The sequence below is a fragment of the Chelativorans sp. Marseille-P2723 genome, from assembly GCF_902809845.1.
GTDB lineage: Bacteria > Pseudomonadota > Alphaproteobacteria > Rhizobiales > Rhizobiaceae > Chelativorans.
The window spans coordinates 100,248-113,592 of sequence record NZ_CADDWI010000008.1 but is presented as its reverse complement, the minus strand read 5'-3'; the positions used below and the strand labels follow the sequence as shown (position 1 = coordinate 113,592).

Here is a 13,345-nt window from a genome sequence, read left to right as displayed (position 1 = left end):
CTGGAGCTGCAAGAGGCAAGCGCTGCTTCAGCAGCCAAGGAAGGAGGCTGTGTGACGACGGCAACACTCCTTGCAGCGGCCCCGCCTTCATGCCAATAGCCCGGGGATGAAGCCCCAGCAGAAGACGCCATGACAAAAAAACCGAATAACGGCCTCTCCTACGCCGATGCAGGCGTGAATATAGATGCAGGCAACGAACTCGTGGAACGAATCAAACCGCTGGTGCGCTCAACGCGCAGGCCGGGAGCCGATGGCGAGATTGGCGGCTTTGGCGGCCTTTTCGATCTGAGGGCGGCAGGCTTTTCCGATCCCGTGCTTGTTGCCGCCAATGACGGCGTGGGCACCAAGCTGAAGGTGGCCATAGAAGCGGAAAAGCACGATACGGTCGGCATCGACCTGGTTGCCATGTGCGTCAACGATCTCGTCGTGCAGGGGGCAGAGCCCCTCTTCTTTCTCGATTATTTCGCGACCGGCAGGCTCGACGCCGTCCAGGGCGAGGCGATCGTCTCGGGAATTGCAGAAGGCTGCCGGCTCGCCGGCTGCGCGCTTATCGGCGGCGAAACGGCAGAAATGCCAGGCATGTATGCGAACGGCGACTATGATCTTGCCGGCTTTGCAGTAGGCGCCGCAGAGCGGGGCACTCTTCTCCCCACCAATGACATTGTCGAAGGGGACATGATACTCGGCCTCGCCTCCTCAGGCCTTCACTCGAATGGTTTCTCCCTCGTGCGCAAGATCGTGGCAGGCAGCGGCCTTTCCTGGAACGACCCGGCCCCTTTCGAGCAGGACAAGACACTTGGCGAGGCGCTTCTGGAGCCGACGCGCATCTATGTGAAGTCCATCCTTGCAGCGATCACCGGCACGCATGGCGTGAAAGCGTTGGCCCACATCACGGGTGGCGGGTTCACGGAGAATATCCCTCGCGTGCTTCCAAAGGCTTTCGCCGCTGAAATTGATCTGGACAAGGTGGAAGTGCCGCCTGTCTTCTCCTGGCTTGCCGAACAGGGCGGCGTGGAGAAGACGGAGATGCTGCGTACTTTCAATTGCGGGATCGGCATGATCGCCGTGGTTGCTTCGGGTCAGGCCGCCCAGGTGGCCGCCGTGCTGCAGAAGGCCGGCGAGCACGTGGAAACGCTTGGCCGCATCGTTCCGCGCCGTGACAAGGGAGTGATCTACCGGGGAGCGCTCGACCTATGAGGCAAAGGAAGAAGGTGGCAATCCTGATTTCGGGCCGCGGCTCGAATATGGGGGCGCTCATCCGCGCAGCCGAGGACACCGGATATCCTGCCGAAATAGCCGCGGTGATAAGCGATAAGGCGGATGCGCCGGGATTGCGCATAGCTTCTGCTGCAGGCATCCGCTCAGTGGCCGTGCCGCGCGCCGATTTCCCAGATAAGGCGGCACACGAAAAGGCTATCGAAGAGGCGCTTGCCGCAAGCCGGGCAGAGCTTGTATGCCTCGCCGGCTTCATGCGTCTTCTTTCCGCCGGTTTTGTAGAACGCTGGCAAGGCCGGATGCTCAATATCCACCCGTCGCTCCTGCCCCTTTTTCCCGGCCTTTCCACCCATCGGCGCGCGCTCCAATCCGGTATGCGCATACATGGCTGCACGGTGCATTTCGTCACACACGAGATGGATTCAGGGCCCATCATCGCCCAGGCCGCTGTCCCCGTATTACCCGGCGACACGGAAGACACTCTTTCAGCGCGCGTGCTCGAACAGGAACACCAGCTTTATCCGCTGGCGCTGGCGTTAGTCGCGTCCGGGAAGGCTCGCATAAAAGGCGGCAGAACCATTTACGCAGCAACCGCGGACATAGGTTGGACAGAACGTGCACATCTCATCATTCCTTCTCCTGCGGAAGCCTCGCTGGATCTGGAAGACCTTGCGCGACGCACGCCCTGACGCTCCGGTGCCTTACCGTCCTTTGCGGGGCTCGCTGGACACGTCGGCTTGCGAGCCAGCCCTGGCAGATGATTGATCGCGCTGCGACGGAGTATCGGCAAGGCGCTGACCCGGGTCGTCCGCATCCTCCTGTGAGCTGAGGCTCTCCATAGCTGCTGATACAGCGCTCCGGGTTTGCTCAACCCCGCGATCCATGGCGTTCTTGGCGTTTTCACGCACTTTCTTGCCATAGGGCGCAAGATATTCCGCTTCAGCCTGCGTTCTCGGCAGCATTGCACCGACAGCCGCGCCGACTGCCACGCCCAATGCGCCAAGAATCAATGGCTCCCGTTCCAATACATCGCTTACCATGCTCTGCGCGCGGGTGCCTGCTCCGCGCATCTGGCCCGTCGCACGGCGGCCAGCCTCGCCAGCCCTGCGCAGCCCTTCGCCAAGACTATTTGCGGCCGATGATGCGGCCTCTTTCGAAGAACTGTAGGCCGATCCAACCTTGTCGCCCAGAGAGTTTCCGGTGCCCTCGGAGATGCTGCTGTTATCATAGCCGGCGATGCTGGGCCCTGCATCCGGAGCATCAATGCCGGATGCCCCCTCCCAGATTTCAGCGCCACTCATGCCGTAAGGTTCACCGCCGGCCATGTCCCGCTCGGTTCCCCGGTTCGAGTCCCTCCGCGCACCTGCGGTACCGTTGCCTAGAAGGAGCCACGCGACCCCGGCGCCGATAAGGGCAAGCGGCAGGGGATTATCCCGCACCTGCGTCTTCAAATTATCAAGGGCCACCCGACCGTCCGAGTTGCGGAAATATGCACTCAGCTCGTCGACGATCTGTCCCGGGGAAAGTTTCCTTTGAAGCGATTCGGCAGTTTCCGTCATTCTTGAGCGGGCGAACTCGGCTTCCCGCTCCAGTTCCGCTGATGTTTTCTCGGTCATCTGATCTGTTCCTTCACTGCGCGGGTATCTTTGGCAAGCTGCTCCTGCGTCCGTTCGGGCGTGAGATTGGTCGCCGAGATGTTCGATGTACCCATCCGGACGAGCACGAACCCGATGATTGCCACCACGACACCGACGATCAGGGACGACCAGGCCATCCCAAGTCCAAGCTCAGCGAGGGCCACGACGAGTGCCTGCAAGAGCACCAGGAGAGCCGCTAGAAGGCAAATGCTTCCGGCGACGATCTCCAAGCCCCCGTTCCGCACCTGCTCTAGTTTTTCAGACATTTCCGCACGCAGAAGGCGAAACTCCGTTCGCACAAGCGTCGCAGCCTGATCGGCAAGATCGGTCACCAGAGTCGTAATGCCACGCTGGTCTTCATTCGTATTAGTGCTCATAGCTTCCTCCGGATTCCTGTTCCTGAGCAACGGAGGCCGCCGCGGTGCTCATTTCCGTTCCATCCGGTTGCCGCGCATCAGCGACGGTGGTTTGAGCGAAACGGCCAAGAGCAAACCCGACGAGAGCCGAACCAAGCATGAAGGCGCCTGGATGCTGGCGCCCGAACATGCGGACGTCGTCCACGATTTCGTCGAGCTTCTTCCTCCCTACTGCATTGGATATCTGTTCAAGCCCACCCGCAGCCTGGGCAAGCAGCTGCGCCGCGGCTCCTTGGTCCTTCTCTGAAAGGTCATTGCTGGCGTTGCGGATGGCCTCGGCGAATGCGCGCATGCTTTCGGAGGTAGTCTTCTGGACTTGGCCGGCCTGCTGCAATGCTTCGGTCTTTACGTCGCTCCCCATCTCGCTTGCCGCAGTAAATGGCGCGCCTGCGGCGGTTGATGCGAAGTTCTCCGGCTTCTGCGTGCTGGAGGAACGCGTCCTTGAGTTCATGGCAACTCTCCTATGCGAGCCCGAGGAACGATAGAATCGCAAGGACAACCACAACGAGGCCGATGAGATAGATGATCGAATTCATGGGGCTCTCCTGAAACCTGTTCGAGTGCCGAACCAGCGGGATGGCTGCGAGTTCCAGATGAGCAAAAACTTGCCAGAGAGCGGGCCTTTTGCCTACTCTCAGACAAGGCCGGCACCCTCAATACAGGATGAGCAGGGCAGGATCGGCCAGGTTCAGCATCTTTCGCAGAACCGTCAAAGCCACTGTAGGGTGCGGAGAAAGCGCCGGAGTCGGACCGGGCGTCCCCAAAAGGATCGAGTTGGAGCCCTATCGGGCGGTTTCTCCATTTGCCGCAGCCTCCAGCGTGGCAATGTCGAACTTCACCATCTTGAGCATGGCTTCCGTGACGCGCCTGGCCGTTTCCCGGTCAGCATCACGCATCAGCTCGCCGAGCCGCCTGGGGGTGATCTGCCAGGAAAGTCCCCAGCGATCCTTGAGCCATCCGCATTGCTCCACCGATCCGCCCTCCTTCAGAGCCTCCCAAAGGCGATCGATCTCCGCCTGGGATTCGCACTCGACCATAATCGAGAAGCTATGATTGAACGGATCGAGCGGCCCGGCCTCAATCGCCATGTAACGCTGGTCGCCGAGGGTAAAGGCCGCAATCTTGACGCCATCGGCGGGACCACTTGGGTTATCGGCTGGAACCGTCGAGACCCATGAAAGCGATGAACCAGGAACAAGCCCTGTATAAAATCTTACCGCGTCCTCCATCCCTTTTTCGAACCATAGATGCTGTGTCACTTTCATGGGACATCCTCCCTGTTCGAGTTCACTGCCCAAAGACGCTGGAGCGGTTGCATTTCCGACACGCTGTTTACTTTTTTCTGCAAACGCCCAACCTCGACATGCGCCGACGTGAATGGGCGGTGAGAAGCCCCAGCAAGCGCGGTGGGCGGAGAACGCGCACGTGCATCTTGACCCGAATCTGCGGCTGGCTGAAAGTGGGAGCTGATCCGGTTCTTACCAGAGGTTTAAAAATGGCACGCCTGCCGCTCATCGCCGCCTTCATCTCAGCCTTGCTTGCAGTCACGGTGCCGCAGGCACGTGCCGCCGATTTCATCTATGGAATGGAAGACGCAATATGCGGGCACCACAGCGTGCTCGGCGCCATCGAGCGCGGTTTCCGTCATCAGGTCACGCATGTTCCCCATCTGCCGAATGTCGGCATTGCCGATTTCTACGGCGCGCGGCTGACCCGCTATGAGCCTGCAACTCCCTACAGCCCGATAGAAAGGCGCTATTGTCAGGCGAATGTCCTGCTTACCGACGGCGTCGACAGGCCGATCTGGTTTCTGATCGAGTACGGCCAGGGCTTCGCTTCGATCGGCGACAATGTGGAGTTCTGCGTGTTAGGATTCGACCGCTGGAACGTCTACAATTCGGGATGCCGGGTGCTCCGCTGACCTGAAGGACAGGCCGGCTGAACGTGTTCACCCATTTCGCGACAGGAGTGAGGCGTGCTGGCCTGGCTTTGCTCTTCCTTGGCTCTGCCTTACCTGCCACAGCGCAGGTAAGCGGCGCGCCGCCGGGTGAGTTCAATTTCTACGTCCTGTCGCTCTCCTGGTCGCCGAGCTTCTGTGCCGCCGAGGGTGCGGATGCCAATCGCCAACAATGTGTGCGGAAGCAACCATTCTCATTTGTAGTCCATGGTCTCTGGCCGCAATACGAAAGCGGATATCCAGAGTTCTGTCCGACATCCGAGCCGAGCCGAGTACCCCAGCGCATCGCCGAGGCCTACCTCGATATCATGCCCTCTGTTGGCGTCATCGGCCATCAGTGGCGCAAGCACGGCTCCTGCTCCGGACTATCGCAGAGGGAATATCTGGCCCTTCTGCGTAATGCGAGCGAGCGCATAGAAATCCCGGGCGAGCTTGAGGTGGCCGACGTGGCTATCAAAGCCGATCCCAATGAGGTGGAAGCTCTGTTTCTTGCGGCAAATCCAGGCATGGATGAAGGCGGGATTGCCGTGACCTGCGACGGCAGGCACCTGCGGGAGGTGCGCATCTGCATGACCCGGCAGCTAGATTTCCGGTCCTGTAACGAGATCGACGAGCGGTCCTGCCGCCGTCAGACAATTATCATTCCTCCGGCCCGATAGGGCAAAAGAAAAGCCGGGCGCGAGGCCCGGCTTCAGACTGGAGGTTTTTTCAGCGTCTAGAAGCTTACGCCGAAACCAACGAGAACCTTGTGGCTCGTCGCGTCAACGTCGAAGTCGCCAGCGCCGAGATTGTAGGTCTCGCTGCCGAGATCGGTGTAGCGGTACTCGACGCGCGCAAAGCTGTTCGGAGTGAGCTTTACGTCGGTGCCGACACCGGCCGTCCAGCCCCAGTGGGTCTGGGAATCGGAGGTGACGGCGTTCGACACCTCGTTACGTCCGACCGCACCACCGGCCGTGCCGTAGATCAGCACATCGTCGGTCGCAGCGAAACCGAGGCGGGCGCGCAGCGTGCCGTCCACGCCAGCTTCAGTGTCGAAGCCGGCATCCGAGCCATCCATGCCGTTCCAGCCGATATCGCCTTCAACACCGTAGACGAACGTCCCGGACTGGCCCTGCCAACCGGCGAAGACGTTGCCGACGAAGCCGTCCGTGTCGATCTCAACCCCGGGAACCAGGTCCACTTCCGTGTCGCCCCCAAAGCCATAGCCCAGAGCCACACCGGCGTAAGGACCGGCCCAGGTGGCGACCGGCGCCACAGGCATCGGCGCTGCCGGAGGTGCCGGCGGCTGTTCGTAAACAACATCCGCAGCATGCGCGGGGATCGCTACCAGTGCGAACGCCGCGGCTGTGATGCCTAGAATAGAGTTCCTGTTGGCCTTCATTCGTGAGCTCCTTAGGCACATAAACTATAATGGGACGCTTGCCGAATGGCGACGCCCCCTCCTTACCCCAACCACCCGCACTTTAACTTTCAAGAAGCCGTGCGGTTCCGCCAGGCCCGCGAAGGAAGCGGCGAAAAATGGCCGCAAAATGGCTAGAATGGAAAAGCTCAGCCATCTCTCCTACGTTCGTCATGGCATTGTTGCTATAATGTCACAACCGGTGGCAGCCCGTTAACGATGCATAAATCCTATGCCGGTGGAGGCTGGTGGCTGCCTTGTCTATGAATGGTGCCTTTCGAAACTATATAGGATAGCGAAGGATAGGTGATGCGGCCACAAAACAAGAGCGCCCTCATCACTGGCGGGGCAAAACGAATCGGCCGGGCGATCACGCTTGACCTGGCTCGTAATGGATTTTCAGTTGCCATCCATTGCGGCAGGTCGCGCGAGGAGGCGCAGCGGCTTGCTGACCAGATAAAGGCGGAAGGTGGGCAGGCCTGCATTGTTCAGGCGGATTTAACCTGCGCGGAACGAACGCGGGAGATCGTCGCCGAGGCAGAATCAGACATTGGGAGCATCGGCCTTTTGGTCAATAACGCCTCGGTCTTCGAGGAAGATGAAGTCACGGACTTTAGCGACGAGGTATGGGACCGGCATTTCGCACTGCATGTGAAGGCTCCGGCCATTCTGGCGGGAAGCTTCGCGCGCGCCCTGGGGGCCGATCAGGGCGGCCTGATCGTCAACATGATCGATCAGCGGGTATGGAAGCCGACGCCGCGTTTCTTCAGCTATACGCTTTCCAAGTCCGCGCTATGGACCGCCACCCGCACCATGGCACAGGCGCTTGCTCCGCGTATCCGCGTCAACGCAATCGGCCCCGGCCCTACCCTGCCCGACAAGCATCAGGGAGAAGAAGGATTTCGCCGCGAGACGAAGGCGCTGCCGCTTGGTCACGGACCGGATCTGTCAGAGTTCGGCGCCACCATTCGCTATCTTTGGGACGTTCCCTCCGTTACCGGCCAGATGATAGCGCTTGACGGGGGCAAGCACATTGCCTGGCAAACGCCGGACGATATCGGGACTGACCAATGAGTATGCTTCGCCCGGAAAAGCCGGAGCAGAAAGCTTCAGCGTCTGCTGCCGAGAAGGAGATCCTCTCCGGCGCGAGCATTCATTGGGATAGCGCGGGCAAGGAAAGCGACGCCACGGGCGTGGAGGTAATCCAGGCCATTGTCAAGCGCCTGCCGAACGCGCCGGGGGTCTACCGCATGATAGATGCGTCCGGCGACGTGCTTTATGTCGGTAAGGCCCGCAGCCTCAGAAAGCGCGTCGCGAATTACGCCCAGGGTCGCGGTCACTCCAACCGGATCGAGCGTATGATCCGCGAAACGGCGTCCATGGAGTTCGTGGTCACGCGGACCGAGACTGAGGCGCTCCTTCTGGAAGCCAATCTCATCAAGCGTCTGCGCCCGCGTTTCAACGTGCTCCTGCGCGACGACAAGTCCTTTCCATACATCCTGATGACAGACGATCATCCGGCCCCAGGCATCTTCAAACATCGGGGGGCCCGTTCCCGACCCGGGGATTATTTCGGCCCCTTCGCCTCCGCTGGTGCTGTTGACAGGACGATCAACTCCCTGCAACGCGCATTTCTCATCCGTACCTGCACGGATTCCGTCTTCGAAAGCCGCACCCGCCCCTGCCTCCTTTATCAGATCAAGCGCTGTTCCGCCCCCTGCACCGGAGAGATCAGCGCCGGCGATTACGCGCAGCTTGTCAAGGAGGCGAAGAATTTTCTCGCCGGCCGCTCATCGAAAGTGAAGGCGGAAATCGCCGCTGCCATGCAGGAAGCGTCGGATGCCCTCGATTTCGAGCGTGCCGCTCTCTACCGCGACCGGCTCGCCGCCTTGAGCCATGTGCAGAGCTATCAGGGAATCAACCCGCAGGGCATTGAGGAGGCCGATGTTTTCGCCATCCACCAGGAAGGAGGGCAAAGCTGCATCCAGGTCTTCTTCTTCCGCACCGGTCAGAACTGGGGCAACCGTGCCTATTTCCCGAAGGCGGATCCGGCGCTTGGCCCTTCCGAGGTGCTCGGCTCCTTCCTTGCGCAGTTCTACGACGACAAGCCATGCCCTCGCCTCGTGCTGCTTTCACACGAGGTGGAAGACCAGCTCCTTCTGGCAGAGGCTCTTTCAGCGCGGGCGGGCCGCAAGGTTGAGGTCACCGCGCCGCAGCGCGGTGGAAAGAAGGACCTTACTGACCATGCGCAGCAGAATGCGCGCGAAGCGCTGGCCAGAAGGCTCGCCGAGACCTCCTCGCAGGCGCGGCTTCTTGCATCCTTCGCAGAAACCTTCGGGCTCGACAACATACCGCGGCGAATCGAGGTCTATGACAATTCGCACATCATGGGCACCAATCCGGTCGGTGCGATGATCGTTGCCGGACCTGAAGGCTTCGTGAAGAATCAGTATCGCAAATTCAACATCCGCTCCACGGAGATCACCCCCGGTGATGATTTCGGGATGATGCGCGAGGTGATGCAACGCCGTTTCTCCCGGCTCATCAAGGAGGAAGGACTTCCGGGAAACGGGAACGAAGCCGCCGACGAAAGCGACCTGTTTCCCCCATGGCCCGAGGTTATTCTCATCGATGGTGGCCAGGGCCAGCTATCCGCCGTACGGGACGTTCTGGATGATCTGGGGATTTCCGACCGTGTGAAGGCAATTGGCGTCGCCAAAGGCGCTGACCGCGACGCCGGCCGCGAGCGATTCTTCATGGAAGGGCGACCCCCCTTCTCCCTGCCCGTGCGGGACCCGGTACTTTATTTCGTCCAGCGTCTCCGTGACGAAGCTCACCGCTTTGCAATCGGCTCCCACCGCACACGCCGCAAGAAGGAGATGGTGCGTAATCCGCTCGATGAGATCCCGGGAATCGGGCCCACCCGCAAGCGCGCGCTTCTTCACCATTTCGGTACAGCGAAAGCAGTCAGTCGCGCCGGCGTCGAAGACCTGACCGAGGTGGAAGGAATTTCCGAATCGATGGCGCGGCAGATCTACAATCACTTTCACGAGGGCGGTTAGCCGCAGGGCACATGCTTGACCGGACACCGCCCTCCTGCTTTCACTGATGCACCATGAGCCAGCGATCCATGCAGCAGCAACGCGCATTCAATCTTCCAAACCTTCTTACTTATGCCCGCATAATGGCGGTGCCGCTGATCGTTCTTTGCTTTTTCCTGGAAGGACGGCTGCAATCAAGCGATTTTGCGCGCTGGTCGGCGCTCGGCATTTTTCTTGCAGCAAGCATAACCGATTATTTTGACGGCTATATAGCGCGCATCTGGAAGCAGACCTCCAATATTGGCCGGATGCTGGACCCAATTGCCGACAAGCTGCTTGTGGCCACTTGCCTACTGCTGCTTGCCGCGGATACGGACCGGACGATTGCCGGCTGGACGCTCTGGGCGGCGATCATCATCCTGTGCCGGGAGATCCTGGTCTCAGGTCTGCGAGAGTATCTTGCCGCCCTGAAGGTGAGCGTGCCGGTGACTCAGCTTGCAAAATGGAAGACCACGATCCAGATGATCGCAATCGGCTTCCTGCTCGCGGGGCCAGCAGGCGACAAGGTGCTTCCCTACACCACGGAGGCAGGAATCGTTCTTCTGTGGCTTTCCGCACTTGTCACGCTTTATACTGGCTATGACTATTTCCGCGCGGGCCTGAAACATATCATCGAGGAATAGGCCATGAAGCTCGTCTATTTCGCATGGGTGCGTGAACGCATCGGCAAGGACTCAGAGACCGTGGTTCTTCCAGAAGGAATTTCCACGGTGGCCGAGCTTCTGCGCTGGCTCAAGGGGCGTGGCGAGGGGTATGCCGCAGCACTCGACCAGCCGAATGTCATCCGCGTTGCGATAAACCACCAGCATGTGGACCACGACATGCCTTTGCCTGCCGAAGGCGAAATCGCCCTCTTCCCGCCCATGACGGGTGGCTGAGCATGACGGCAGGCTGCGAGCCCTTCGTGCGCGTGCAGGCCGGTGACTTCCAGATCGCCGACGAGATCGACCGGCTGGTTTCCGGCCGCCCGGAAATAGGCGCAGTCGTCAGTTTCAGCGGCCGCTGCAGGGATGAAGGCGGGCGGCTTGCGGCTCTGGAGCTGGAGCACTATCCGGGGATGGCGGAAGCCGAGATCGGCCGCATTGCCCGGGAGGCGGCTTCCCGCTGGGGGCTATCCGGCCTTACCATTATTCATCGTTTCGGCAGGATCATGCCCGGAGAGAACATCGTGCTGGTCGTGACGGCATCGCCCCATCGCAGGGCGGCGCTGGAGGCAGCGGATTTTCTCATGGACTACCTCAAGTCCCGCGCACCTTTCTGGAAGAAGGAACATCTGGCCGACGGCGAGAGCGGAGGCTGGGTGGCGGCAAAGGCGGAGGACGAGAATGCGCTGGAGCGCTGGCGAGAATGAAAAAAAGCCAGGGCAAGCGCCCCGGCTTTTTCCAGCGCCTGGAGTATCAGGCCCGAACTGCAGAAGCCGGCCTGATGTGATGCGTCAACCGACGATCTCGGTCTCGGAGAACCAGTAGCGGATTTCCTCGGCGGCAGTCTCCGGAGCATCAGAACCATGGACCGAATTTTCGCCGATGGATTTTGCATACTGCTTGCGGATCGTGCCTTCGGCAGCTTCCGCCGGGTTGGTGGCACCCATGATCTCACGGTTCTTGGCGATGGCGTTCTCGCCCTCAAGCACCTGCACGACAGTCGGGCCGGACGACATGAACTCGCACAGTTCGTCGAAGAAGGGACGATCCTTGTGAACGGCGTAGAAGCCTTCGGCCTGACGCCGGCTCATCCAAACGCGCTTTGACGCAACGATGCGCAGGCCCGCATCCTCCAGCATCTTGGTGATGGCACCGGTCAGGTTGCGTTCCGTGGCATCGGGCTTGATCATGGAAAAGGTGCGTTCGATCGCCATCGCATGTCCTTCATATCGGGGAACTCAGGATGCCGGTCTATAGCCCCGCAAGGCGCAACTGTGAAGGGCAGATCAACACAGCGGATGTTCACCAGTTGATCATCGTGCTTTCCGAAGCGTGTATACTTCTTTTCATGGGCGACATGCCGGATGCAGATCGCCTTGGATGGGCCGGAGAAACGGGACATGAAGCAGCACTTCGCAATGATGGCCGAATACAACCGTTGGGCGAACAGGTTACTCTATGAAGCTGCCGCCCAACTGACGGCGGAAGAATACACCCGCGACGCAGGAGCATTCTTCAGATCCATGAAGGGAACGCTCAACCACATTCTGGTGGCGGATCGTATTTGGATGAGGCGCTTTACCGGCGAAGGCGAGGCGCCGTCACAATTGGACGCGATCCTGCATGATGCCCTGCCCGCCCTGCGGCTTGCCCGGGAAGCGGAGGACAAACGTATTATCGGGTGGGTAAAAGGGCTTGACGAAACCGCTCTAAAGGGAAGGTTCACTTACATGACGGTCGTCGCTCCAAGGACGATTTCCCAGCGCCTGTCACCCGCACTGACACACTTCTTCAACCATCAAACACATCATCGCGGCCAGGCCCACATGATCTTGTCGGTCCTCGGCAAAAGCCCGCCATCACTCGATTTGATCTATTTCCACCGTGCGCCCGAAGGTCAGCCATACGCTTGAGAGTCATGATATTTAAATTTTTACATTAAATTATACTACATGCGATATATTTATGAAGTTGGTCATTAACCATCCTTGGATGTTATATATAGATGTTTTTGTACTTATAATTATTATCCGGCATTCGATATTTATCACAGGGGAGAGCAACAGAATGCCGAAACTCAAAAACCGACTTCTCGCAACCATTGCCAGCGGGGCCTTGGCTCTGTCTGTAGCGCTGCCCGCTTCGGCTCTCGATCTGGGCGGAGCAGTTGGCGGCGTCGTCGGCGGAATAGGTGAAACTGTCGGCGGCGTCGTAGGCGGCAATGGCGGAGGCTTGCTCGGCGGCAACGGTGGTGGCGGCTTGCTCGGCGGCGGCGGCGGCCTGCTCGGCGGCGACAACGGAAACACCGGCGTGGACCTTGGTGTCGCTAACGTCAGCGCAGGCCAGCACGATGATGGCGGCCTCAGCGTGGATGGCGGTGTGAACCTGGGGGGTGCTGCGAGCGGCAGCCTCAATGCGTCGGTAGGCGGCGGCCTGTTTGGCGGCAATGGTGGTGGAGGCGGCCTTCTCGGCGGGCTGTTCGGCGGCAACAGCCTGGCTAGCGTCGACCTCTCTGGCAACGCCCTCAATGACGACATAAGCCTGAGCGGCCAGGCCTCGGTCGGCGGTGGCGCCGGTCTTCTGGACGCAAGGAGCAGCGCCAATGTGGCAGGCACACCAGTCAGCGGGAGCGCTAACCTGCTTGGCGGGCAGGGGATTCTGGGCCTTGCCGATATTGATGTTTGCACCGGCGACTGCGATGCAGGCGTGCCTGGTGGTCCAGGCACTCCGGGCGGGCCCGGCGGACCGGGTACTCCGGGCGGACCCGGCACCCCGGGCGGTCCGGGCGTAAGGGCGGGGCTTCCGGGCGTCATCAGCGGCATGTCGTCAGCGGAACTTACGCGCAATAAGAAGCTTTGCCGCGGCATTCTCGCCCAGCCCGGCTCCTATGATCGTGACCTTGTGGAACTCTGCCGCCTGTTGCAGATGGCCAGCCGCTGAGCTGAAAAAGCATCTCTAAATCAAAAGAAACGGCCT

17 protein-coding genes are annotated in these 13,345 nt (G+C 60.2%); 11 read left to right on the top strand and 6 right to left on the bottom strand.

Annotated elements, in window-relative coordinates; all coding sequences use genetic code 11:
• Window positions 1-129: 129 nt before the first annotated feature.
• Both purM and purN read left to right on the top strand, forming a co-directional pair.
• Window positions 130-1,197, top strand: a complete 1,068-nt coding sequence (gene purM, locus HUS57_RS02265) for a phosphoribosylformylglycinamidine cyclo-ligase (protein WP_173931322.1) — start codon at window positions 130-132, stop codon at window positions 1,195-1,197.
• Complete coding sequence (gene purN / locus HUS57_RS02260; RefSeq protein WP_173931321.1) at window positions 1,194-1,904, top strand: phosphoribosylglycinamide formyltransferase; 711 nt, start codon at window positions 1,194-1,196, stop codon at window positions 1,902-1,904. The genes purM and purN overlap by 4 nt, the downstream gene beginning before the upstream one ends.
• Before the next feature lie 12 nt (window positions 1,905-1,916).
• Here the strand turns inward: purN and HUS57_RS02255 are convergent, their stop codons facing one another.
• From HUS57_RS02255 to HUS57_RS02240, 4 genes are all read right to left on the bottom strand, one after another.
• A complete protein-coding gene (locus HUS57_RS02255) occupies window positions 1,917-2,831 on the bottom strand; it encodes a DUF3618 domain-containing protein (protein ID WP_173931320.1) in 915 nt (304 codons plus the stop codon).
• On the bottom strand, window positions 2,828-3,229 hold the full coding sequence (locus HUS57_RS02250; protein ID WP_173931319.1) for a phage holin family protein: 402 nt from the start codon (window positions 3,227-3,229) through the stop codon (window positions 2,828-2,830). The genes HUS57_RS02255 and HUS57_RS02250 overlap by 4 nt, the downstream gene beginning before the upstream one ends.
• The gene (locus HUS57_RS02245; protein WP_173931318.1) at window positions 3,219-3,719 is read right to left on the bottom strand and encodes a hypothetical protein; all 501 of its coding nucleotides are present in this window, start codon (window positions 3,717-3,719) and stop codon (window positions 3,219-3,221) included. Before HUS57_RS02245 ends, HUS57_RS02250 begins: the two co-directional genes overlap by 11 nt.
• A 331-nt stretch (window positions 3,720-4,050) precedes the next feature.
• Window positions 4,051-4,533, bottom strand: coding sequence for a VOC family protein (locus HUS57_RS02240; RefSeq protein WP_173931317.1), 483 nt, complete (start codon window positions 4,531-4,533; stop codon window positions 4,051-4,053).
• Window positions 4,534-4,763: 230 nt separating this feature from the next.
• On the opposite strand from HUS57_RS02240, the gene HUS57_RS02235 reads away from it, so the two are divergent.
• Both HUS57_RS02235 and HUS57_RS02230 read left to right on the top strand, forming a co-directional pair.
• The gene (locus tag HUS57_RS02235) at window positions 4,764-5,189 is read left to right on the top strand and encodes a hypothetical protein (RefSeq protein WP_173931316.1); all 426 of its coding nucleotides are present in this window, start codon (window positions 4,764-4,766) and stop codon (window positions 5,187-5,189) included.
• 23 nt (window positions 5,190-5,212) lie between these two features.
• Window positions 5,213-5,884, top strand: coding sequence for a ribonuclease (locus tag HUS57_RS02230; RefSeq protein WP_246727708.1), 672 nt, complete (start codon window positions 5,213-5,215; stop codon window positions 5,882-5,884).
• Between the two features lie 56 nt (window positions 5,885-5,940).
• Here HUS57_RS02230 and HUS57_RS02225 read toward each other — a convergent pair whose 3' ends face one another.
• Window positions 5,941-6,606: an outer membrane protein gene (locus HUS57_RS02225; RefSeq protein ID WP_173931315.1), complete on the bottom strand. Its 666-nt coding sequence runs from the start codon at window positions 6,604-6,606 to the stop codon at window positions 5,941-5,943.
• Between the two features lie 327 nt (window positions 6,607-6,933).
• On the opposite strand from HUS57_RS02225, the gene HUS57_RS02220 reads away from it, so the two are divergent.
• The 5 genes from HUS57_RS02220 to HUS57_RS02200 are packed head-to-tail and all read left to right on the top strand — an operon-like array spanning window position 6,934 to window position 11,076.
• Window positions 6,934-7,698 (top strand): SDR family oxidoreductase, encoded by a 765-nt coding sequence (locus HUS57_RS02220; protein ID WP_173931314.1) that lies wholly within the window; start codon window positions 6,934-6,936, stop codon window positions 7,696-7,698.
• Window positions 7,699-7,700: 2 nt separating this feature from the next.
• Window positions 7,701-9,686, top strand: a complete 1,986-nt coding sequence (uvrC, locus tag HUS57_RS02215; protein ID WP_173932232.1) for an excinuclease ABC subunit UvrC — start codon at window positions 7,701-7,703, stop codon at window positions 9,684-9,686.
• 53 nt (window positions 9,687-9,739) lie between these two features.
• A complete protein-coding gene (pgsA, locus tag HUS57_RS02210; RefSeq protein WP_173931313.1) occupies window positions 9,740-10,348 on the top strand; it encodes a CDP-diacylglycerol--glycerol-3-phosphate 3-phosphatidyltransferase in 609 nt (202 codons plus the stop codon).
• Window positions 10,349-10,351: 3 nt separating this feature from the next.
• Entirely contained in the window at window positions 10,352-10,603 is a 252-nt protein-coding gene (gene moaD, locus HUS57_RS02205; protein WP_173931312.1) for a molybdopterin converting factor subunit 1, read from the top strand.
• A gap of 2 nt (window positions 10,604-10,605) precedes the next feature.
• Entirely contained in the window at window positions 10,606-11,076 is a 471-nt protein-coding gene (locus HUS57_RS02200) for a molybdenum cofactor biosynthesis protein MoaE (RefSeq protein ID WP_173931311.1), read from the top strand.
• Between the two features lie 84 nt (window positions 11,077-11,160).
• Here the strand turns inward: HUS57_RS02200 and ndk are convergent, their stop codons facing one another.
• Window positions 11,161-11,583, bottom strand: a complete 423-nt coding sequence (gene ndk, locus HUS57_RS02195) for a nucleoside-diphosphate kinase (RefSeq protein WP_173931310.1) — start codon at window positions 11,581-11,583, stop codon at window positions 11,161-11,163.
• 186 nt (window positions 11,584-11,769) lie between these two features.
• Between ndk and HUS57_RS02190 the strand changes: the two genes are divergently transcribed.
• Both HUS57_RS02190 and HUS57_RS02185 read left to right on the top strand, forming a co-directional pair.
• Window positions 11,770-12,282 (top strand): DinB family protein, encoded by a 513-nt coding sequence (locus HUS57_RS02190; protein ID WP_173932231.1) that lies wholly within the window; start codon window positions 11,770-11,772, stop codon window positions 12,280-12,282.
• Window positions 12,283-12,436: 154 nt separating this feature from the next.
• The gene (locus HUS57_RS02185) at window positions 12,437-13,309 is read left to right on the top strand and encodes a hypothetical protein (RefSeq protein WP_173931309.1); all 873 of its coding nucleotides are present in this window, start codon (window positions 12,437-12,439) and stop codon (window positions 13,307-13,309) included.
• The last annotated feature ends 36 nt before the right edge of the window (window positions 13,310-13,345 follow it).

Excerpts from the sequence above, each read along its gene's own strand:
- purM (WP_173931322.1), top strand. The coding sequence starts at position 130 with ATGACAAAAAAACCGAATAACGGCCTCTCCTACGCCGATGCAGGCGTG.
- purN (WP_173931321.1), top strand. The coding sequence starts at position 1,194 with ATGAGGCAAAGGAAGAAGGTGGCAATCCTGATTTCGGGCCGCGGCTCG.
- HUS57_RS02255 (WP_173931320.1), bottom strand. The coding sequence starts at position 2,831 with ATGACCGAGAAAACATCAGCGGAACTGGAGCGGGAAGCCGAGTTCGCC.
- HUS57_RS02250 (WP_173931319.1), bottom strand. The coding sequence starts at position 3,229 with ATGAGCACTAATACGAATGAAGACCAGCGTGGCATTACGACTCTGGTG.
- HUS57_RS02245 (WP_173931318.1), bottom strand. The coding sequence starts at position 3,719 with ATGAACTCAAGGACGCGTTCCTCCAGCACGCAGAAGCCGGAGAACTTC.
- HUS57_RS02240 (WP_173931317.1), bottom strand. The coding sequence starts at position 4,533 with ATGAAAGTGACACAGCATCTATGGTTCGAAAAAGGGATGGAGGACGCG.
- HUS57_RS02235 (WP_173931316.1), top strand. The coding sequence starts at position 4,764 with ATGGCACGCCTGCCGCTCATCGCCGCCTTCATCTCAGCCTTGCTTGCA.
- HUS57_RS02225 (WP_173931315.1), bottom strand. The coding sequence starts at position 6,606 with ATGAAGGCCAACAGGAACTCTATTCTAGGCATCACAGCCGCGGCGTTC.
- HUS57_RS02220 (WP_173931314.1), top strand. The coding sequence starts at position 6,934 with ATGCGGCCACAAAACAAGAGCGCCCTCATCACTGGCGGGGCAAAACGA.
- uvrC (WP_173932232.1), top strand. The coding sequence starts at position 7,701 with ATGCTTCGCCCGGAAAAGCCGGAGCAGAAAGCTTCAGCGTCTGCTGCC.
- pgsA (WP_173931313.1), top strand. The coding sequence starts at position 9,740 with ATGAGCCAGCGATCCATGCAGCAGCAACGCGCATTCAATCTTCCAAAC.
- moaD (WP_173931312.1), top strand. The coding sequence starts at position 10,352 with ATGAAGCTCGTCTATTTCGCATGGGTGCGTGAACGCATCGGCAAGGAC.
- HUS57_RS02200 (WP_173931311.1), top strand. The coding sequence starts at position 10,606 with ATGACGGCAGGCTGCGAGCCCTTCGTGCGCGTGCAGGCCGGTGACTTC.
- ndk (WP_173931310.1), bottom strand. The coding sequence starts at position 11,583 with ATGGCGATCGAACGCACCTTTTCCATGATCAAGCCCGATGCCACGGAA.
- HUS57_RS02190 (WP_173932231.1), top strand. The coding sequence starts at position 11,770 with ATGAAGCAGCACTTCGCAATGATGGCCGAATACAACCGTTGGGCGAAC.
- HUS57_RS02185 (WP_173931309.1), top strand. The coding sequence starts at position 12,437 with ATGCCGAAACTCAAAAACCGACTTCTCGCAACCATTGCCAGCGGGGCC.